The sequence below is a fragment of the Blastococcus saxobsidens genome (assembly GCF_002938435.1).
Classification (GTDB): Bacteria; Actinomycetota; Actinomycetes; order Mycobacteriales; family Geodermatophilaceae; genus Blastococcus; species Blastococcus saxobsidens.
The window spans coordinates 1-19,760 of record NZ_POQT01000019.1 but is presented as its reverse complement, the minus strand read 5'-3'; the positions used below and the strand labels follow the sequence as shown (position 1 = coordinate 19,760).

Below are 19,760 nucleotides of genomic sequence, written 5' to 3'. Positions count from 1 at the left end.
GACTTGTCGAGATGTCGACCTGTCGACGTGCAGGTACCGCGTACGGCGCCGGGTGCGGGCCCCCGATAGCGTCGCGCCCATGCCTGGAGAGCTGCTGCGCGTGGACGTCGGCGACCTGACCTTCGACGTGCGGGTCGACGGCCCGGAGGACGGGCGCCCGGTGCTGCTGCTGCACGGCTTCCCGCAGACGTCGGCCTCGTGGGCCGCGGTGACGCCGCTGCTCACCCAGGCCGGCCTGCGCACGTATGCACCCGACCAGCTCGGCTACTCCCCCGGCGCGCGACCGGACGAGGTCGAGGCCTACGCCATGCAGAACCTCGCGCAGGTGAGCGCGGACCTCATGACGGCGCTGGAGATCCCCATGGCCGACGTCGTGGGCCACGACTGGGGCGCCAACGTCGCGTGGACGCTGGCCGCCTGGCACGCCGACCGCGTCCGCTCGCTGACCGCGGTGTCGGTGCCGCACCCCGCCGCATACACCGCCGCCTTCAGGGTCGACCCCGAGCAGAAGGAGCGCTCGGCCTACATCCGGCTGTTCTGGCAGCGGGGCAAGGCCGAGGAGGTGCTCCTGGCCGACGACGCCCGGCGGCTGCGCCGGATGCTGCTGGGTGCCGAGGGCGAGACCGGCGTCTCCCCCGAGGCCGTCGACGAGTACGTGGCCGTGCTCTCGGCGCCGGGTGCGCTGACCGCCGCGCTGAACTGGTACCGCGCCATGAGCTCCGACATCCGCGTGGACAAGGTGTCGGTGCCGACCACCTACGTCTGGAGCGACAACGACGTCGCCATCGGGCGGACCGCGGCGCTCGCGTGCGAGGAGTTCGTGACCGGCGACTACCGATTCGTGGAGCTGCCGGGCATCACGCACTGGGTCCCCGAGCAGGCACCGGAGCAGCTGGCCGCCGCGATCCTGGACCGCGTCGCCTCGACCTGACGCCCGGCCGCCTCCCGCGGCGGCCGGCTCGGGGTCCCGCGGGAACGTCTCGCAGCTGGACGCGGAGGACCTGAGCGTCGTCTCATCGCTGGTCGCGGCGCAGAGGATGCGCATCCGGGATCTCGACCAGCGCGATCCGGACGCCGTCGGGGTCCTCGATCCACATCTCGACCAACCCCCACGGCTCCAGTCGGGGTGGCTGGATGACCGTCACGTCGGCCGCCGTGAGACGACGGTGCTCGGCGGCGACGTCCCGGACCTGCAGCCACAGGGCCAGGCCCTCGGGGCGTTCCGATGACCGGCCGGAGACCTCCAGCAGACCGTTCCCCAGGAAGAAGACCATTCCGGGATGCTCCGCCGGACCGAACTCGCGATGCACCGCCAGCCCGAGGACGTCCCGGTAGAACGACTGCGACCGCCGTGTGTCCGACGGTCGCAGCAGGATGCGGCTGCTCAGGACGTCCATGGCGCCATCCTCTCGTCCGGACCGACGGGTGCGCGCTGCGTGCCGGCGGGGCCGCGGACCCGAGACCGGCGTCAGCGAGCGAGGAAGACGTCGTGCTCCGCACAGGGGGCGGGGACGGTCACGCCCGCGACGTCGAAAGGACCGAGCTCCCAGTTCCGGGAGGAGTGTTCGAGGACGAAGCCCCCTCCGACCTCCACCTCGTCCCCGAGGCCGTAGGTCCCGTGGCCGGGGACCGCGATCGTCAACGGGTCGTCGTCGACCACCTCGGTGCCGTGCGGCCAGACGATCACGGAGCCCCCGGCGCCCAGGCAGCCACCCGACACCTCCAGCCGGCCACCACCGAGAGCGTCCATGCCGGCACCTGTCCGCTCGGAGACGAGAACGGTCACGTCGGCGACCGAGATCACTTCGCCAGCACCGCAGGCGGCCAGGAGCGGCACGGCGCTCGATGCGACGAGCGCCCGCACGGTGCGCCGCGGCGACAGGTCCATCGTGCCCTCCGAGTGCTCGTCCGGACGGTCCCGTCATCCCCCGCACGTGACACGGGAATGGGAACGCGCTCCGGCCGGGTGCCGCAACCAGCCGGATCGCGGGATGCGCCCGCGCGCCCCGGGATCGGTCAGTCCGTTCCGGTGACCAGCGCCAGGAGGCCGGCCTCGTCGAGCAGGTCGACGGGGCGGATCGTCTCCTTGGCGGCCACGTGGTGGAAGCCGGCGCTGACCTGCTCCACCGGCACACCGGTGAGCCGGGACCAGCCGAGCCGGTAGGCGGCCAGCTGCACCGCGACCGCGGCCAGCTCGGCACCGGTCGGGGGCGGGCCGGTCTTCCAGTCGATGACCTCGTAGCCGCCGTCCTCGCGCTGGAAGACGGCGTCGATCCGGCCGCGCAGGGTCAACGGGCCCAGCGGCGTCTCGAACGGCACCTCGACCTCGACCGGCTGCCGGTCGGCCCACTCGCTGGCGAGGAACGCCTCCCGGAGCTCCCCGAGCGCGTCGTCGGGGGCGGCCAGTTCGTCACCGGAGCCCGGCAGCTCGTCGAGGTCGACCAGCCGAGCTGCCCCGAACCGCTCCTCGAGCCAGGCGTGGAAGGCGGTGCCCCTACGGGCCTGGGGTGCCGGCGCGGCGGGCATGGGACGGCGCAGCCGGCGGGCCAGCTCGCCCGGGTCCCGGCGCAGCGTCACGAGCGCCGACACCGAGAGGTGCGAGGGCAGCGGGACCTCCACCGTGGGGCTGGAGGCGACGGCCCGTTCGCGCAGCAGCAGATCGGCGTCGCGCACCCACTGGGCGACGAGCTCGTCGGGCTCGCCGAGCGGGAGGTCGGGGTCCAGCGGGTGGGACGCGGCACCCTCGACCAGCTGGGCGGCAGCGGTCAGTGCGCGGCGGCGGGGCTCCGACAGCGGATCGGCCGGCCACTGCCCGACCGGCCACTCCTCCAGCGCCGGGTTGGTCGCGCCGTCCTCGGGCGCCGGCGCCCAGTGCACCACCGTGCCGGCGCCGGCCTCGCAGGCCTCCTTGGCGGTGTGCAGCAGCGACGACGGCCCGCACGGCTTGATCCCGTCCCGCCACCAGCTGCCCGAGCACAGCAGCAGCCGCTTGGCGCGGGTGACGGCGACGTACCCCAGCCGGATCTCCTCGTCCCGGCCGAAGTCCTTCCAGTCCTGGACGTACTCCTCCAGCGCGTCGCGCACCACCGCCTGGTCGCCGGACCCGGGCACGGGCAGCTTCAGACGGGGCAGCTCCTCGCGGTCGGTGAGCCGCAGGTCGACCGGGACGGCACCCGGGTCCTTGATCCAGGAGTCGCTGGCGTTGGACCGCGCGGGGAACTGGTCGACCGTCATCCCCGGCACGGCGACGACGTCCCACTCCAGGCCCTTGGCCGAGTGCCCGGTGAGCAGCTGGACGGCCTCCGGGTTGACCGCCACCTCTCCCGGTTCCAGCCCGCGCTCGCGCTCCTCGGCGTCACGCAGGTAGCCCAGGAACGCCGGCAGCGAGGGCAGCTCGGCCAGCTGGGTGAACTCCGCCGCCACCCCGTGCAGGGCGTCCAGGTGCGCGCGCGCGCCGGCGGGGCTGACCCCGGGCGCGCTGGCCAGCTCGGTCTCCAGGCCCAGCGTCCGGGCCACCTCGTCGACCAGGTCGGGCAGCGACTCACCGATCCGGTTGCGCAGGTGGGCCAGCTCGCCGCCCAGGCGGCGCAGCCGCCGGTAGCCGGTGGGCGAGTACTGCTCGGCGTCGCCGAGGTCGTCGATCGCCTCGACGATGCTGCCCCGCTCCTGCGGCGGCTCGGCGGTGGCCGCCGCGGCAGCCTCCCCTTCGGCGGGCGGGGCCGGGCGGCGGGAGTGCACCAGCGCCCGGGCCCGCGCCTCGAGCGCCGCGAGGTCGCGCGGGCCGATCCGCCAGCGCGCCCCGGTGAGCAGCCGGCCCATGGCGTCACCGGCGGTGGGGTCGACCAGCACCGTCAGGGTGGCGACGACGTCGGAGACCTCGGGCACCTCGAGCAGCCCGCCCAGCCCCACCACCTCGACCGGCAGGCCGCGCTCGCGCAGCGCCGCCGCGATGCCCGGCAGCTGCTTGCGGGTGCGGACCAGCACCGCCATGGAGGCCGGGCGGCCGTCGTCCCGGGCCGGCAGGGCGGCGTCGCGGCCCTCCCAGCAGGCGGCGAACCGGTCGGCCAGGGCGGCGGTCTCCTCCGCCACGGTCTCGTAGAGCCCGACGGTCACCGCGCCGCGTCCGGCGGTCGGCGCCGGAGCCAGATCGGGCAACGGGGAGGCCGGCTCGGGCAGCATCCCGGAGACGGCGTTGGCGACGGCGAGCACCGCCTCGTCGTTGCGCCAGCTGGTGGCCAGGGTCAGCCGCTCGGCCCGGCGTCCCGGGTGGCCGGGGAAGGTGCGGGCGAACCGCTCGATCGTGCCGGCCGACGCGCCGCGCCAGCCGTAGATGGACTGGCGCGGGTCGCCGACGGCCAGCACGGGGTGGCCGCTGTCGCCGCCGAAGAGCGCCTCGAGCATGCGCAGCTGCCCGACGCTGGTGTCCTGGTACTCGTCGAGCAGCACGACCTTCCAGCGGGCGCGCTCGCGGTGGCCGACCTCCGCCGACGCCACGGCGATCCGCGCGGCATAGGCGACCTGGTCGGCGTAGTCGATCGAGCCCATCGCCCGCTTGCGCGCCTCGAAGGCCTCGACCAGCGGCAGCAGCGCCACCCGGGCCCGCTGCCGGGCGAGCATCTCGGTCACCGCGGCGTAGGGCCCCTTCTTCTTCGGGGCGTCGGGGTAGCCGGCGATCTGCGTCTCGAGCCGGGCGGTCCACGCGCGGAGGGCGGCGGGGGCGACGTCGTGCTCGCCCATCTCCGCCGCCAGCGCCAGCACGTCCTCGACGGTGGTGAGCAGGGAGAGCGGCACGTCGGACATGTCCCCGGTCCACGCGGCGACCGCCGTCGTCGCCTGGCCCCAGCACATCGCCGGGCCGAGGACGCCCGCGCCGGGCTCCACCCCGATGCGCAGCCCGTGCTCGGCGACCAGCGCCGCCGCGTAGCCGTGGTAGGTCGACACCGTCGGCTGGGCGATCCCCAGCCGCTCCTTCAGATCGGGCTCGGTGTCCGGGTGGCGGGCGAGCGCGCCCAGCCGCAGCCGGATCCGCTCGTTGAGCTCGCTCGCGGCCTTGCGGGTGAAGGTGAGCCCGAGGATCGCCTCGGGCTCGATGATCCGGTTGGCCACCAGCCAGGACACCCGCGCGGCCATCGTCTCGGTCTTGCCCGATCCCGCCCCCGCCACGACGACCAGGGGCCGGTCGGCCGGCGCGGACACGACGCCGGCCTGCTCGTCGGACGGCGCGTAGGAGAGCCCGCAGCGTGCGGCGACCTCGGCCGGGGTGAGCAGCCGGCGAGGCGCCGGCTCGTCGGCCGGGGCACCGGCGAACAGGTCGTCGAAGGACAGCTGTTGAAGGACCTCGTCCTCCCCTCCGCTCGCACGCTCGCGAGGGAACCCGGGACGGGGCCGTCCAGAACCTCGGGTCATCCGGTCACCTGCCGGCCGCGCTCCTGCAGCGGGCAGCTGCGCCGGGCCGGGCAGCGGGAGCAGTGGGTGCCGGTACGGACCTCGAAGGTTCCGCCGCCCATGCCCTCACCCACCTCGGCCACGAGCTGTCCCGCCCAGGTCTGGTCCAGCGGCACGTCGGCGGGCAGGGGCTCCTGGTGCTGCTCCTTGGCCTTGGCGCCGGTGCCGACCTGCAGCAACGCGGCGCCGCCGGGCACGGTGCCGTGCTCGGCGAAGCCGCCGGCGGCGATCGCCACCTGGTAGGCGGCGAGCTGGCCGTGCTCCTCGGTGTTCCTGACCGCCGTCTTGCCGGTCTTGAGGTCGACGACGACCAGGCGCCCCTCGCCGTCGCGCTCCAGCCGGTCCACCTGGCCGCGGATCCGCGCCCGCCCGACCACGACGTCGACGCTGCCCTCGGCGGTGAGCAGCTCCCGGCCGTTGGCGACGTGCCAGCGGAGGAAGCGGTCGAGCATGTCCTGGGCGTGGACCCGCTGCCGCTGGTCGGCCCACCCGGGCCCGAGGTCCAGCTGGTCGAGCTCGTCGTCCAGGACGGCGCGCGCGTCGGCGGCGGACAGCCCCTCGGCGACCTGCTGCGCCACGGCGTGCACCGCCGTGCCGACGGTGCGGGTCGCGTCCGGGGAGGCCTCCGCGCCCACCGCGCCGAGCACCCAGCGCAGGGGGCACTTCTGGAAGGTCTCGATGGCCGACGGCCGCACCCGCACCGGCTCCTCCTCCGGCACCAGGGGGGCGTCGTCGGACAGCGGTGCCAGCCCCCACCAGCGGGCGGGGGCGGCGCCGGGCACGCCGTCGTCGGCCAGCCGGCGCAGCACCGAGGCCGCCGCCGACCGCCTGGGCGCGGGGGTGTGCGGATCGGTGAGCGCGCGCCGCAGCTCGGCGACGAGGGCGGACAGCGTCAGTGCCCGCGGCAGCTCGGTGAGCGGGCGGCCGTCGGCCGGCGGCGGCTCGACCAGGTCGAGGAAGCGGGAGGCGGTCGCCCCAGCGTCGGCGCCGTCCAGGGCGCCCTCGACGGCGGTGACCAGCAGCCGGCGGCGCGCGCGGGTGCAGGCGACGTAGAAGAGCCGGCGCTCCTCGGCGAGCGCGAGGGTGCGGCGGTCGGTGCGGGCACCGTCGATGCCGGCAACCTTCTCCACCAGGACCTCGGCGCCGAGCAGCGACGCCCGTTCCCGCAGGTCCGGCCAGACGCCCTCCTGCACGCCGGAGACGCAGACCAGTTCCCACTCCAGACCCTTGGAGGCGTGCGCGGTGAGCAGCCGCACCGTCTCGCCCGCCACGGCGCGCGCGGCGCCGGTGTCACCCGGGAGTTCCTGCGCCGACAGGTGCGCGACGAACGCGCGGACGTCGGCCGAGGGCAGTCGGTCTACGAAGCCGGCGGCGGCGTCGAACAGCGCGACGACGGCGTCGAGGTCGCGGTCGGCCACGGCCCCCGACGGGCCGTCGGCGGCACTGGCCCGCGCCCACCGGGTGGCCAGCCCGCTGGTCTGCCACATCGCCCACAGCACGTCCTCGGCGGTGCCGCCCTGCGCCAGGGCGAACCGTCCGGCGGCCATGACCGCGGCCACCCGCGCGGCGGGGCGGACGACGTGCTCGGGCAGCGCCTCCAGCAGCGCCTCGTCGGCCAGCGCCATCGCCAGCGGGGCGCCCCGTTCGGCGGCATCGACGCCCTGCTTGGCCAGCGCGATGCGGACCGCGCGGCGCAGGCGGCGCAGGTCGAGCACGGTGGCACCGCCCAGCGGGGAGGCGAGCAACGCCTCCGCCGCCGGTTCGTCCAGGCCCGCCGGTTCGCCGTCCGGCCCGGGGAGCAGCGCCGTCAGCGTGTGCAGGAAGGGAGCCACCGCGGGCTGGGCGGCCAGCGGGAGGTCGTCGGTGGAGACGGTGACCGGCACCCCGGCCGAGGCGAGCGCCCGCCGGAAGGGCCCCAGCACCGCGGCCGTGCGCACGACGACGGCCATCCGGGACCACGGGACGCCGTCGAGCAGGTGCGCCCGCCGGAGCACGTCGGCGACGTAGGCGGCCTCGACCGCGGTGGAACCGAAGACGTGCACCTCGGCCTCGCCGGGTGGGGCGCCCTCGCCGGCGGCCAGCCGGCGGTGCTCCCACGGCCCGGGCAGCCCCTCGGCGACCTGCCGGCTGACCCGCAGCAGTTCCTCGCCCGACCGGCGGCACACGCCGAGCGACAGCCTGCCGGCCGCGCGGCCGTCGGTGTGCCGGAAGCGGTCGGGGAACTCGACGATGCCGCGGGGCTCGGCGCCGCGGAAGGCGTAGATCGACTGGTCCGGGTCACCGACGGCGACCAGGTTGGCACCGCCGCCGGCCAGCAGCTCCAGCAGCTCGACCTGGGCGGGATCGGTGTCCTGGTACTCGTCGACGAACAGCCAGCGGGCGCGCTCCCGCTCCTGGCGCAGGAGCTCCGGGTCCTCGCTCAGTTCGAGGATGGCCTGGCGGACCAGCTCGGCGGGGTCGTAGCCCGAGGCGTCACCGCGCGAGGCCACCCAGAAGTCGCTGACGTTCTCGTACTGCTGCTGGAACGCCGCCGCGTGCACCCAGTGCTCGTTGCCGGTCTCCCGCCCCCAGGCGGCCAGCTGCGCCGCCCCGACCCCGCGCTCGGTGGCGCGCAGCAGCAGCTCGCGCAGCTCCGCCCGGAAGCCCTCGGTGGCCAGCGCCGGCGCCAGGTCGTCGGGCCAGCGCACGGTGCCGACGCCCTCGGCGTCACCGCGCAGCAGCTCGGCGACGACGGCGTCCTGCTCGGCGGAGGTGAGCAGCCGCGGCGGCGGGTCCCCGCGGAGCACGGCGGCTCGGCGGAGGACGCCGTAGGCGTAGGAGTGGAACGTACGGGCCAGCGGCTCGCGGATGGTGCGGGCGACGCGGGAGGTGATGCGGGTGCGCAGCTCCGCCGCAGCCTTGCGGCTGAAGGTCAGGACGAGGATCTGCTCCGGGTCGATGCCGGCGTCGATGCGGCGGGCGACGGCCTCGACGATCGTCGTCGTCTTGCCCGTACCGGGGCCGGCGAGCACGAGCAGCGGCCCGCCGGGGTGGTCGACGACGGCCTGCTGCGTCGGGTCCAGCACCGGCGGCGTGGTGTGCGGGGGCTCGCCCGGCAGGAGCCGGTAGACCGGACCTGCTTCACCCCCGCGCTGTGCCACCCCTCGATGGAAGCACGGGGGTACGACGATCCTGCGCCGGACGTGACGGGTGGAACGAGAGGGTCAGGCCGCCAGGGAGTCCAGGAGCGCCTGCTCCAGCATCAGGTCGGCCGCGGTGGTGAGCCAGCCCGCGACCAGCAGGAGCGGGAAGGCCCGCTCCTCGTCCAGGGATGCGGTTCCGGCGACCAGCCCGGCCTGGGCCACTGCCCGGCACGCCATGGTGTTCATGCACCGGAGATCGGCAGCCATTCCGGACGACTGAAGCGAATGCGCGGAAATGGTGCACCGGGGAAAGCCGGACATGCGGCGGACATCCGCCGGTGACCGCGCCCCACGTGGTTCTCGTCCGCCGGCCTCAGTCGGGCCAGCCCACCGCGTCGAGCACGACCCTGCCGTCGCGCACCGGCACGCCCTCGGCCGCGAGGAGCGCCGCCTGCCGCACCCGGACCGGCTCGGCCATCGAACCGTCCGCGCGCACGACCCGGTACCAGGGCACCGCTCCCCCGCCCTGCGACAGCGCCCGCGCCACCCGCCGTGGCCCGACGCCGACCAGCCGGCCGATGGCCCCGTAGGTGCTCACCCGGCCCGGCGGGATGCCCGCGACGGCGTCGAACACCGCCTCGTCGACGTCGACAGCTTCCTCGGCCACCCGTCGATCATGGCAAGCGTCGTCCGCAGCCGGACATCTGCGGCGGCGGGATGTCCGGCTCCGGGCCATTTCTCCCCGTACCGTGGCTCAGACCGCCTTGCGCCCGAAGCGGGCCAGCAGCCGCGTCTGTGGATCGGCGGAGGCCGAGACGTCCAGCGGCGCCTCGAAGACCCCGGGGATGCCGTCCTCCGGCAGCCGCTCGGCATACACGAGCGCGGCGGTCACCAGCTCGCCGTCCAGTTCCGTGTCGCCGCCGGTCGAGTGCGCGAGGTCCCAGGCGTGGACGGTGAGGTCCGTCGTCATCTCGAAGATGTACTCGGCGGCGGGAGTGGGCCCCCGCGACAGGTGCACGGTGCGGATCAGACCCTCGTCCTCGGCGAACGCCGACAGCGCGCCGTCGGCGGCGGACTCCCAGCCCAGGAGCGGGTCGTTGCCCAGCAGATCGCTGGTGTCGTCGGGGAACCGGCCCTCGGCGTACGGCTCGCCGGCCATCAGCGGCGGCACCCACAGCTGCTCGCTGACCAGGTGCGCGACCAGGTCGGAGACCGTCCAGCCGGGCAGCGAGGGGTCCTCCCAGCGGTCCGGCTCGACCGCGTCGACCCGGTCGGTGAACTGGTTCTGGGCACGCTGGAAGAGCTCCAGGAGCTCGACGGGCGAGAAGTCGGACATGGGAGAAGTGAACATGCCGAGGGCCCGGCCCGCCTCTCGATCAGAAAAGCGGACCGGCTGAAGGACCCCCGTCCTCCCCGCGCTTCGCAAGCTCAGCACGGGCCCCTGGACGGGGGCCGTTCCAGCACCTCGCGGTCAGTACGTGGGGAGCGCCTTGTCGATCCGCGTGGCCCACGCCGTCACGCCGCCCTGCACGTGCACGGCGTCCTTGAAGCCGGCGTTCTTGACCGCGGCCAGCGCCTCGGCGGACCGCACGCCGGTCTTGCAGTGCAGCACGATCGGCTTGTCCTGCGGCAGCTGCGCCAGCGCCCGGCCGGAGAGGATCTCGTCCTTGGGGATGAGCTTCGCGCCCGGGATCGAGACGATCTCGTACTCGTTGGGCTCCCGGACGTCGATCAGCTCGAACTCCTTGCCGGCGTCCATCATGTCCTTGAGCTCGTCGACGGTGATGGTCGAGCCGGCGGCCGCCTCCTGGGCCTCCTCGGACACGACGCCGCAGAAGGCCTCGTAGTCGATGAGGCCGGTGATCGGCTCACCCTCGGGGTCCTTGCGCACCTTGATCTCGCGGAACGTCATCTCGAGGGCGTCGTAGACCATGAGCCGGCCGAGCAGCGTCTCGCCGACGCCGGTGATCAGCTTGACGGCCTCGGTCGCCTGGATGGCGCCGACGGTGGCGCACAGCACGCCGAGCACGCCGCCCTCGGCGCACGACGGGACCATGCCGGGCGGCGGCGGGACCGGGTACAGGTCACGGTAGTTCGGGCCGTGCTCGTTCCAGAACACCGAGACCTGGCCGTCGAAGCGGTAGATCGAGCCCCACACGTAGGGCTTGTCCAGCAGCACGCACGCGTCGTTGACCAGGTAGCGCGTGGCGAAGTTGTCGGTGCCGTCGACGATGAGGTCGTACTGGCTGAAGATGTCCATCACGTTGTCGCTGTCCAGCCGCGTCTCGTGCAGCCGGACATCGATCAGCGGGTTGATCTCCTTGATGGAGTCGCGCGCGCTCTCGGCCTTGGACCGGCCCACGTCGGACTGCCCGTGGATGATCTGGCGCTGCAGGTTGGACTCGTCGACGGTGTCGAACTCGACGATCCCGAGCGTGCCGACACCGGCCGCCGCGAGGTACATCAGCACCGGCGACCCGAGACCACCGGCGCCGACGGCGAGGACCTTGGCGTTCTTCAGGCGCTTCTGCCCGTCCATCCCGACGTCGGGGATGATCAGGTGGCGGCTGTAGCGGCGGACCTCCTCGACGGACAGGTCGGCGGCGGGCTCCACCAGGGGTGGCAGGGACACGGCTTGCTCCTCGGGTCTTCTCGACAGCGGCCCCGCAGGACCAGCGTTCACGCGGACAACAGCGTGACAGGCCCAGCTCTTCCCACCGCCCGGGAGGTCAGCCGCGCAGGTCCCGGCTGCCGTACCGGGTCAGTCCCGCGGCGGCGAGCACCGCGGCCAGCGCCATCATCACCACCGCCCCCGCGACGTCCCACGGCTCGGCCGGGACGGCGGCCAGGTGCGTGAAGGGCGAGAGGTCCCCCACCCACGCGGGCCAGCGGAACGAGTCGGCGAGCACGAGCAGCAGGTAGCCGCCCGCCGCGGGCAGCACGCCCAGGCCCAGGACGGCCGACGGCGCCCAGCCGAGCGCCGCCAGCGCCGCCCCCAGGCAGAGCAGGGCGACCGGCACGACGCTCAGCGCGCCGGCCAGCGCCTCCCCCGGACCGAGTCCGGCGCCCACCCAGGCGGCACCCGCCCAGGTGGCGAGTCCCGCGATCGCGGCGAGCAGCAGCACCGCGCCCGCGCCCGCTGCCGTCTCCGTCAGCACCCAGCGGACCCGGCCGACCGGTGAGGCGTAGAGCAGCGACAGCCGGCCGGCGCGCTCGTCGGCGGCGGTGGCCGCGATCCGGGTGGCGGCGAACGCACCGAGCGGGACGGCCAGCAGCGCGAACAGCGCCGCTACGTACCCCTGGACCGACCCGAGCTGGGCGAATCCGGCCTGCGCCGCCATGTCGGCGAAGGCCCGGTTCTCCCGGAGGAAGTCGATCATCGACGTCGCCAGCAGCCCGATGAGCAGGAAGTAGGCGCCCAGACCGGCACCCCAGGCGAGCACGGGCCGCCGCATCCGGTGGACGGCCAGTCCGGGCAGCGACCGCAGCAGCCGGCTCGCCCGCCGGCCGGTGTCCCGGGCGGCCAGCCTGCCGCGGCCCACGTCCCGACCGCCGGCCATGACGACGGCGCCACTGCCGGCGACCGCGACCATCGCCAGGAGGACCAGCACGGGCAGCGGCCGGTCACCCGCGTAGGGCTCGACCCGTCCGAGCAGGCCGAACGGGCTGAACCAGTGCAGCCACGCCAGCGCGGGCACCCCGTCGCCGACCATGCGCATCAGCAGGCCGGTCAGCAGGACGGCGACGGCCATCCCGGAGGCCGTCCGCCGCTCCGGTGCGAGCTGGGCAGCCAGCACACCCAGCGCCGCCCCCGTCATCCCGATGCCCGCGAGCGCCGCCCCGAAGAGCACCGCCCCGAGGGCAGCGGTGCCGGCCAGCAGCAGGCCGACGGCCAGCGCGGCGCCCGGGAGCGCGGCGGCGACGAGCAGGACGCCGAGGTGACGGCGCACGACCGTGGGCAGCGAGAGGCGGCCGCCGAGCAGCAGGTCCCAGCGCCCGGCCTCCTCCTCGGCACGGGTGGTGCGCGTGCCGGTGAGCGCCGCCCACACCCCGACGAGCACCCCGAGCACGGTGCCGAGCCGCCAGACGGTGAAACCGCCGGCGTCGTCGAGCGCCACCGCGGGCCCGAACAGGGTGCGGATGGCCGGGTTGTCGGCCAGCGCCGCGAGGGAGGCCGGGCCGATGGTCCCCTCGAACGTGGACCGGTACTGGATCGCGACGAACGCCGGGAGCAGCCCGGCGAGCAGGGTGACGACGAGCGTGCCCCGGCGCACCTGGCGCACGGCGATGCCGGTCACCAGGCGGCCCGGCGAGCCGCCCGCTCCGGCAGCCGGCGCCCGTGGCGGACGTCGCGTGGTCGTCGCGGTCACGCCGGCACCTCCCCGTAGTAGTCCAGGAAGATCTCCTCCAGCGACGGCTCCCGGACGTCGATCCGCACGACGTCGGCCTCGGCGAGGGCGCCGAGCACCGGACCGGGTGGGCCGGTGAGCGCCAGGGTGAGGCGCAGGTCGGAGACCTCCCGCACGTCGGCCACCCCCGGGAGCTCCGCCAGCCGGCGCAGCTCCGGCGCCGGCCGGGCGAGGTCCACGACGACCTCCGACCGGCGCAGCCGCCGCAGCTCGGCCAGGCCGGCGACCTCCACCAGGCGCCCCCGCCGCAGGATGCCCACCCGCGTGCAGACGGCGTCCACCTCGGCGAGCTGGTGCGAGCTCAGGAAGACCGTCTGCCCCCGGTCGGCCGCCTCGGCGATGCACCGCCGGAACTCCCGCTCCATGAGCGGGTCCAGGCCGCTGGTCGGCTCGTCGAGGACCAGCAGCGGCGCCCGGGTCGCGAAGGCGGCCACGAGGGCGACCTTCTGCCGGTTGCCGGTCGAGTAGGTGCCGGCCCGGCGGTCGGGTTCCAGGGCGAACCGCCCGACCAGCTCGTCCCGGTAGGCCAGGTCGGTACCGGGGCCGACGCCGGCGAGCAGGTCCAGGCACTCCTGACCGGTGAGCGTCGGCCAGAGGGCGACGTCGGCCGGGACGTAGGCCAGGTGCCGGTGCGCGCGCTGCACGTCGTCGGCCCGGTCACCGAAGATCCACGCGGCGCCGCCGGTGGGCCGCAGCAGCCCCAGGAGCATGCGGATCGTCGTCGACTTGCCGGCGCCGTTGGGGCCGAGGAAGCCGAACACCTCACCGGCCGGGACGGTGAGGTCGAGGCCGTCCACCGCGAGGGTGGTGCCGAAGCGCTTGCTCAGGTGCTCGGTGCGCAGCGCAGCGGTGGTGTCCATGGCACTCCGATCGCAGTCGGAACTCGACTGCCGACCAGGCTTCCCGGCGCACCGGGGACGACGTTAGCCCTGCGCAGGACCGCGCGACAGCCTTTCCGCGCTGCTGCCCGAAGGCCTCAGGGGAAGGGCCAGGCGTTCTTTCCGCAGCCGTCCAGCCCGAGCGTCTGCTGCTGCATGACCGGCGCGATCTGACCCGCTCCCGGGCAGGGCCTGTGGCCGTTGCCGAGGGCGTGCCCGACCTCGTGGTTGATGACGTAGGGCCGGTAGGTGGCGAGGTCGCCGTCGTAGTGCGGGACCGCCGTGGCCCACCGCGCCAGGTTGATGACCGCCCGCTCGCCGTAGCGGCAGGAGGTGTAGCCACCGGTCCCCACCCCGGGGCAGTAGGTCTCCATGTTGCCGGGGCTGACCAGGCTCACGCGGAAGTCGTACTGACGCGCGTCGGCCTCGGCGATGCCGACCCGCTGGAAGGACATCCGCCCGCCGTTGCCCCACGAGCGCGGGTCGGCGAGGGTCTGCGTCACGGCCTCGGCGAACACCGCCCCGTCGACGCCGATGCCGTCCTCCACCTCGACGACGAAGCGCTTCAGCGGTCCCGTGCCGTAGACCTGCGAGCTCCCGTCGACGATCGACAGCGTGCCGGCGCCCTGCTCCACGTAGTCGGCGACCGCCGCGGGAACGGGCTCGGTGGGGCCGGCGTCGCCCTGGGCGGGCGCGGTCGGGGCGGACGCGGTCAGGGCTGCGGGTCCGGACGTCGTCGCCGCGGCCGGTGGGGTCGCCGTGGTGGGAGCGGCCGCAGGCGTCGCCGGCGCCGACCCGGGCGGGTGGAGGACCAGGTCGACCAGGACCACCACCGTGGCGACGGCCAGGAACGGGAGGGCGTAGGCCCGCCAGCCGTGCCGGCGGACGAACCGGCGGAACCAGCTGCGCTCGCGCTCGGGGGGTCGACGAGAGGTCCGCACCCGCGGTTCCGGGTGGGCGGCCAGCGGCCGGGGACGCCCCGCCGGGCGACCGTCGGTCAGACGTCCTCCCACCGGCTGAACTCCCTGCCCTCGATCCCCCGCCGCGCTGAGGACCTCAGCGTCTCACGCTCCGTCGTGCATCGGCGACAGTCGGACCCGACGCGCTCATCCCGGGTCGCTCCTCGACCAGGCCGAGGATCGCCCGCGCGGTCGGCTCGGCGGCCTCCAGCATCGCCACGTGGCCGACGCCGTCCAGCACCAGGAGCCGGGCATCCGGGACCGCGGCGGCCAGGCGCGGGGCGAGGGCGGGGTCCACCAGGCGGTCCCGGCTGCCCCAGACCACGAGGGTGGGCATGCGCAGGCTGCGCGCCGCCCGCCAGGCGTTCGCGCGACCGACGCGCAGGTAGGACGTGATGAGCCCGCGCATGCTCCGGGCCAGGGCCCGGTCCGCCCACGGCTGACCGGCGCGCTCGCGCATCTCCTGCGCGGCCTGCTCGATCCGCTCGGGCGGGACGTTCGAGGGGTCGCCGAAGCACATCCGCACCATCGCGCGGACGTTGTCCTCGGGTCGCACCCCGGCCAGCCGGCGCTCCGCCAGCGCCGGGACGCCCGGCAGCAGGAGCAGCAGCAGGGCCCGGCTGAACGCCGGCGGGACCCGGTAGACGGGCATGGCCGGGGACACCAGTGTCAGCGTCGCCACGAGGTCGGGCCGCCGGGCGGCCACGAGCAGGCTCACCAGGCCGCCCAGCGAGTTGCCCACCAGGTGCACCGGCCGCCCGGTCGCCTCCCCGGGGAGCGCCATGACGTGTTCGAGCACGTCGACCACCGTCCGCACGTGCCCGCGCACGGAGTACCGGCTCCGCGGCGGGGGCACCGAACGGCCGAAGCCCGGCAGGTCCACCGCCCACCCCTCGAAGCGGACGGCGAGCAGCGCGGCGAGGTCGGTCCAGTTGGTCGAGGCGCCGCCGAGCCCGTGCACGTACACGGCCCGCTCCCGCACGGCGTCCCCGCCGTCCACCGGGCCGGTCCAGGGGGTGTGCCGCAGGACGACCGCGCCGCCGCGCACCGGCAGCTCCTGTTCCGGCCACGGGGGCACCAGGCCCTCCAGCGGCGGCAGCGGCGTCGGCGAGAGCAGGGCGTCGGACATCGCCTGCGACGGTAGCGCCGGGCGACGGGTCCCGTGCCCGTCCGCACCTCGTCGGTACCATCCCCCTGCCATGCAGCCCACACGCCCCGACGCCGCCAGCCGGCGTACCTCTCGCCTGCCCCGGGGGGCACGACGGCTGCAGCTGCTGCGCGCAGCGCAGGACGTCTTCGTCGCCCAGGGCTTCCACGCCGCCGCGATGGACGACATCGCCGACCGCGCCGGGGTCAGCAAGCCGGTGCTCTACCAGCACTTCCCCGGCAAGCGGGAGCTGTACCTGGCGTTGCTCGAGGAGCACGTCTCCGAGCTCGCCGACCGGGTCGGCCAGGCCATGGGCGGCACCGCGGACAACCGCGCCCGGGTCGACGCCGCCGTCGGGGCGTACTTCGACTTCATCGACGCCGACGGCGAGGCCTTCCGGCTCGTCTTCGAGTCCGACCTGCGCAACGACGCCGACGTCCGCGCCATCGTCGACGGCGGCACCCGCGTGTCCGTGGAGGCGATCGCCGGCATCATCGCCGCGGACACCGGCGCCGACCCGGAGCGCGCCCTGCTGCTGGCCTCGGGCCTGGCCGGGCTGGCGGAGAGCAGCGCCCGCTGGTGGCTGCCCCGCAAGGGCACGGTGTCCCGCGACGAGGCGGTGTCGCTCATGTCGGCGCTGGCCTGGCGGGGCATCTCCGGCTTCCCGCGGGTCGACGGCGACCAGTCGTCCTCCTGACCCGCGTTCGCTGACGGCGCACCCGCTCGACCGGCCCCTCCGCCAGGAGCTGGACTAGCGTGGGCAGCAGTCGCGCGAACCGAGGAGGCATCGCCTACGTGGAAGTCAAGATCGGCGTCCAGCACTCGCCCAAGGAGCTGGTCATCGACAGCCCCAAGACCCCTGACGAGATCGCGACCGAGGTGGCCAAGGCCATGTCGGGCTCGACCAAGGACGGCCTGCTCACCCTGGTCGACGAGCGGGGCCGCCAGGTCCTCGTGCCGGTCGACCGCATCGCCTACGTGGAGATCGCGCAGGCCGACCAGCGCCGCGTCGGCTTCATCGCCGGCACCGGCTCCTGAGGCAGCACAGCACGTCCTGAGAGGGCGCTCCCGCGCGATGCGCGGGGGCGCCCTCCCTGCTTCGCGGACCGTTCGCCGGGTCGCGCCACCACGTTCCCGGCCTCTCGTCAGGGAGTCAGCCCGAGCGCCTTCATCCGCTCGGTGTGCGACCTGGTGATCCGTTCGATCAGGCGGCCGACGCCGGACAGGTCGCCGGTGCCGGACACGATGAGCTCCGACAGCCCGTCGTGCTCGGCGATCACCGCCTGCGAACGGGTCATGGCCTCGCCCACCAGCCGGCGGCCCCACAGCGCCAGCCGGCCGGCCACCTTGCGGTTCGCGGCGATCGCCGCGCGCACCTCGCGGACGGCGAAGTCGGCGTAGCCGGTGTCGGCGAGCACCTCGAGCACCAGGCCCCGGTCGGGCTCGGGGAGGAAGCCGGCGATCTCCCGGTAGAAGTCCGTGGCCAACCCGTCGCCGACGTAGGCCTTCACCAGCCCCTCGAGCCAGGTGCTCGGCCGGGTGCTCTCGTGGAAGGTGTCCAGGGCGGAGACGAAGGGCGCCATCGCCTCGGCGGGATCGACGCCCAGCTCGGTCAGCCGGGCGGTCAGCCGGACGTGATGGGCGATCTCGGCGGCCGCCATGCGGGCCAGCGCGGCCCGACCGCCGAGCGTGGGGGCCATCCGCGCGTCCTCGGCCAGCCGGTCGAAGGCGGTGAGCTCGGCGTACGCGAGCGCGCCCAGCAGGTCGGCGACGGCCGTGTTCTCGACCGGGGGCACGGCATCTCCACAGGACTCGGCGACGGCGGTGCGGCGTGCCCCGGAGGAGTGATCGACGCGACACCGGGGAGCGCGGCGCGGAGAGGCTAACCGGTGCCCGCGCTAGCATGGGAATCGGCGAGCCTTCGGGCCCGCTCGTACATCTGTGCGCTGACGACCGCTGGACGACGCCCCCGGGCCGTCTCCCGGGCCGTGGCGAGGCCCGGTTCTGCTGGCCGCGTCGGCGCTGGAACCGATCCCGCGACACCAGACCCGGGACGGGCGCGAGGCGGCGACACCGCTACCGCAGCCGGTCCCCCAGCAGACCAGAGGCGAGACCACTGACCTCCACCGAGAACGCTTCCACCGACACCGCCACCACCCCGGACGCCCCGGCCATCGAGCTGGAGCACGCCGAGACCGGCGCGCCCGCCCCCGAGGAGCTGGAGCAGACCGTCGAGGAGCTCGGCGGTGCGCCCGTCGCGCCCGACAGCCCGCTGTTCAGCGACTTCGACGTGCACCCGGACATCGTCGCCGCGCTGGCCGACGCCGGGATCACCCGCACGTTCGCCATCCAGGAGCTCACGCTCCCCCTCGCGCTGGCCGGCAACGACCTCATCGGTCAGGCCCGTACCGGCACCGGCAAGACCCTGGGCTTCGGCGTCCCGCTGCTGCAGCGGGTCACCCCGCCGGCCGAGGGTGGCGACGGTGTCCCGCAGGCGCTGGTCGTCGTCCCCACCCGTGAGCTGTGCGTGCAGGTCGCCCGCGACCTCGGCACCGCCGGCACCAGGCGCGGCATCCGCGTGCAGGCCATCTACGGCGGGCGCGCCTTCGAGCCGCAGATCGAGTCGCTGCAGAACGGCGTCGAGGTCGTCGTCGGCACGCCCGGTCGGCTGCTCGACCTGGCCCAGCGGGGCGACCTGATCCTCGGCAAGGTCAAGGTGCTCGTCCTCGACGAGGCCGACGAGATGCTGGACCTCGGCTTCCTGCCCGACATCGAGCGGATCCTGGCGATGGTCCCGGACAAGCGGCAGACGATGCTCTTCTCCGCGACGATGCCCGGCCCGATCGTGACCCTGTCCCGGTCGTTCATGACCCAGCCGACCCACATCCGGGCGCACGGCAACGACGAGGGCTCGACGGTCCCGCAGACCACCCAGTTCATCTACCGGGCGCACAACCTGGACAAGCCAGAGCTGCTCTCCCGCGTGCTGCAGGCCCGCGACCGCGGTCTGGTCATGGTCTTCTGCCGCACCAAGCGCACCGCGCAGAAGGTCGCCGACGAGCTCGTCGACCGCGGGTTCGCCGCGGCCGCCGTGCACGGCGACCTCGGCCAGGGCGCCCGCGAGCAGGCGCTGCGCGCCTTCCGCAGCGGCAAGGTCGACGTCCTCGTCGCCACCGACGTCGCGGCCCGCGGCATCGACGTCACCGGCGTCAGCCACGTCGTGAACTACCAGTGCCCCGAGGACGAGAAGACCTACGTGCACCGCATCGGCCGCACCGGCCGCGCGGGGAGCACCGGCGTCGCCGTCACCCTGGTCGACTGGGACGACATCCCCCGGTGGCAGCTGATCAACAAGGCGCTCGACCTGGACTTCGCCGACCCGCCGGAGACCTACTCCACCTCCCCGTGGGTCTACAGCGACCTCGACGTCCCCGAGGGCGCGAAGGGCCGGCTGCCCCGCTCGCAGCGCACCCGCGAGGGGCTGGAGGCCGAGACCCTCGAGGACCTCGGCGAGACCGGCAAGCGCAACCGCCCGGCCCCGGCCGGACGCGGCGGCGAGTCCCGCGGCTCGGACTCCCGTGGCCCCGCCGGTCGCAGCGGCGACGAGGAGAAGCCGGCCGGTGGGCGCAGCCGTCCCCGCCGTCGCACCCGCGGCGGTGGCGGCGGCACGGAAGGCACCGACGCCCCCGCCGAGGGAGAGGCGCCGGCGGCCGAGGGCGCCGAGGGTTCGACGGACGGCGCCAAGCCGCGACGCCGTCGTCGCCGCCGGGGCGGTGCCGGGCGCAGCGGCGCCGGCGAGG

The 19,760-nt window shown here is 75.0% G+C and carries 17 protein-coding genes; 4 read left to right on the top strand and 13 right to left on the bottom strand.

All coding sequences use genetic code 11. The features are described 5' to 3' along the window. Nucleotides 1-79 precede the first annotated feature (79 nt). A complete protein-coding gene (locus tag C5507_RS12635; protein ID WP_104528882.1) occupies nt 80-931 on the top strand; it encodes an alpha/beta fold hydrolase in 852 nt (283 codons plus the stop codon). Between the two features lie 82 nt (nt 932-1,013). Here the strand turns inward: C5507_RS12635 and C5507_RS12630 are convergent, their stop codons facing one another. The 12 genes from C5507_RS12630 to C5507_RS12580 form a co-directional block, all read right to left on the bottom strand. Beyond that, complete coding sequence (locus C5507_RS12630; protein ID WP_104528881.1) at nt 1,014-1,397, bottom strand: VOC family protein; 384 nt, start codon at nt 1,395-1,397, stop codon at nt 1,014-1,016. A 71-nt stretch (nt 1,398-1,468) separates the two neighbouring features. Then, entirely contained in the window at nt 1,469-1,888 is a 420-nt protein-coding gene (locus C5507_RS12625) for a hypothetical protein (RefSeq protein ID WP_104528880.1), read from the bottom strand. 128 nt (nt 1,889-2,016) lie between these two features. Further along, nucleotides 2,017-5,406, bottom strand: coding sequence for an ATP-dependent helicase (locus tag C5507_RS12620; RefSeq protein ID WP_242611141.1), 3,390 nt, complete (start codon nt 5,404-5,406; stop codon nt 2,017-2,019). After that, nucleotides 5,403-8,585 carry an ATP-dependent helicase gene (locus C5507_RS12615; protein ID WP_242611142.1) on the bottom strand — a complete coding sequence of 1,061 codons (3,183 nt, stop codon included), beginning with the start codon at nt 8,583-8,585 and terminating at the stop codon, nt 5,403-5,405. Before C5507_RS12615 ends, C5507_RS12620 begins: the two co-directional genes overlap by 4 nt. Before the next feature lie 63 nt (nt 8,586-8,648). Next, on the bottom strand, nt 8,649-8,813 hold the full coding sequence (locus C5507_RS22330; protein ID WP_158657598.1) for a hypothetical protein: 165 nt from the start codon (nt 8,811-8,813) through the stop codon (nt 8,649-8,651). Nucleotides 8,814-8,940: 127 nt separating this feature from the next. Then, complete coding sequence (locus tag C5507_RS12610; RefSeq protein WP_242611143.1) at nt 8,941-9,234, bottom strand: MGMT family protein; 294 nt, start codon at nt 9,232-9,234, stop codon at nt 8,941-8,943. Nucleotides 9,235-9,321: 87 nt separating this feature from the next. Then, complete coding sequence (locus tag C5507_RS12605; protein WP_104528878.1) at nt 9,322-9,903, bottom strand: TIGR03086 family metal-binding protein; 582 nt, start codon at nt 9,901-9,903, stop codon at nt 9,322-9,324. 135 nt (nt 9,904-10,038) lie between these two features. Next, nucleotides 10,039-11,199, bottom strand: a complete 1,161-nt coding sequence (moeZ, locus tag C5507_RS12600) for an adenylyltransferase/sulfurtransferase MoeZ (protein ID WP_104528877.1) — start codon at nt 11,197-11,199, stop codon at nt 10,039-10,041. A 97-nt stretch (nt 11,200-11,296) separates the two neighbouring features. Then, complete coding sequence (locus C5507_RS12595) at nt 11,297-12,937, bottom strand: ABC transporter permease (protein WP_104528876.1); 1,641 nt, start codon at nt 12,935-12,937, stop codon at nt 11,297-11,299. Next, a complete protein-coding gene (locus tag C5507_RS12590) occupies nt 12,934-13,836 on the bottom strand; it encodes an ABC transporter ATP-binding protein (protein ID WP_104528875.1) in 903 nt (300 codons plus the stop codon). Before C5507_RS12590 ends, C5507_RS12595 begins: the two co-directional genes overlap by 4 nt. A gap of 116 nt (nt 13,837-13,952) precedes the next feature. Then, nucleotides 13,953-14,867: a DUF3152 domain-containing protein gene (locus C5507_RS12585; protein WP_242611144.1), complete on the bottom strand. Its 915-nt coding sequence runs from the start codon at nt 14,865-14,867 to the stop codon at nt 13,953-13,955. 43 nt (nt 14,868-14,910) lie between these two features. After that, nucleotides 14,911-15,942, bottom strand: a complete 1,032-nt coding sequence (locus C5507_RS12580; protein ID WP_104528873.1) for an alpha/beta fold hydrolase — start codon at nt 15,940-15,942, stop codon at nt 14,911-14,913. A 70-nt stretch (nt 15,943-16,012) separates the two neighbouring features. Here C5507_RS12580 and C5507_RS12575 point away from each other — a divergent pair, with 70 nt between their 5' ends. Together C5507_RS12575 and C5507_RS12570 are read left to right on the top strand one after the other, a co-directional pair. Further along, nucleotides 16,013-16,657, top strand: a complete 645-nt coding sequence (locus tag C5507_RS12575; protein WP_104528872.1) for a TetR/AcrR family transcriptional regulator — start codon at nt 16,013-16,015, stop codon at nt 16,655-16,657. Between the two features lie 98 nt (nt 16,658-16,755). After that, complete coding sequence (locus tag C5507_RS12570) at nt 16,756-16,998, top strand: DUF3107 domain-containing protein (RefSeq protein ID WP_104528871.1); 243 nt, start codon at nt 16,756-16,758, stop codon at nt 16,996-16,998. Nucleotides 16,999-17,105: 107 nt separating this feature from the next. On the opposite strand, the gene C5507_RS12565 is transcribed toward C5507_RS12570, so the two are convergent. Further along, complete coding sequence (locus C5507_RS12565; RefSeq protein WP_104528870.1) at nt 17,106-17,756, bottom strand: ferritin-like fold-containing protein; 651 nt, start codon at nt 17,754-17,756, stop codon at nt 17,106-17,108. Between the two features lie 107 nt (nt 17,757-17,863). Between C5507_RS12565 and C5507_RS12560 the strand changes: the two genes are divergently transcribed. After that, on the top strand, nt 17,864-19,760 hold a 1,897-nt coding region (locus tag C5507_RS12560), incomplete at its 3' end, for a DEAD/DEAH box helicase (protein WP_249027824.1).

Excerpts from the sequence above, each read along its gene's own strand:
- C5507_RS12620 (WP_242611141.1), bottom strand. The coding sequence starts at position 5,406 with ATGACCCGAGGTTCTGGACGGCCCCGTCCCGGGTTCCCTCGCGAGCGT.
- C5507_RS12635 (WP_104528882.1), top strand. The coding sequence starts at position 80 with ATGCCTGGAGAGCTGCTGCGCGTGGACGTCGGCGACCTGACCTTCGAC.
- C5507_RS12625 (WP_104528880.1), bottom strand. The coding sequence starts at position 1,888 with ATGGACCTGTCGCCGCGGCGCACCGTGCGGGCGCTCGTCGCATCGAGC.
- C5507_RS12590 (WP_104528875.1), bottom strand. The coding sequence starts at position 13,836 with ATGGACACCACCGCTGCGCTGCGCACCGAGCACCTGAGCAAGCGCTTC.
- C5507_RS12575 (WP_104528872.1), top strand. The coding sequence starts at position 16,013 with ATGCAGCCCACACGCCCCGACGCCGCCAGCCGGCGTACCTCTCGCCTG.
- C5507_RS12580 (WP_104528873.1), bottom strand. The coding sequence starts at position 15,942 with ATGTCCGACGCCCTGCTCTCGCCGACGCCGCTGCCGCCGCTGGAGGGC.
- C5507_RS12630 (WP_104528881.1), bottom strand. The coding sequence starts at position 1,397 with ATGGACGTCCTGAGCAGCCGCATCCTGCTGCGACCGTCGGACACACGG.
- C5507_RS22330 (WP_158657598.1), bottom strand. The coding sequence starts at position 8,813 with ATGAACACCATGGCGTGCCGGGCAGTGGCCCAGGCCGGGCTGGTCGCC.
- C5507_RS12605 (WP_104528878.1), bottom strand. The coding sequence starts at position 9,903 with ATGTCCGACTTCTCGCCCGTCGAGCTCCTGGAGCTCTTCCAGCGTGCC.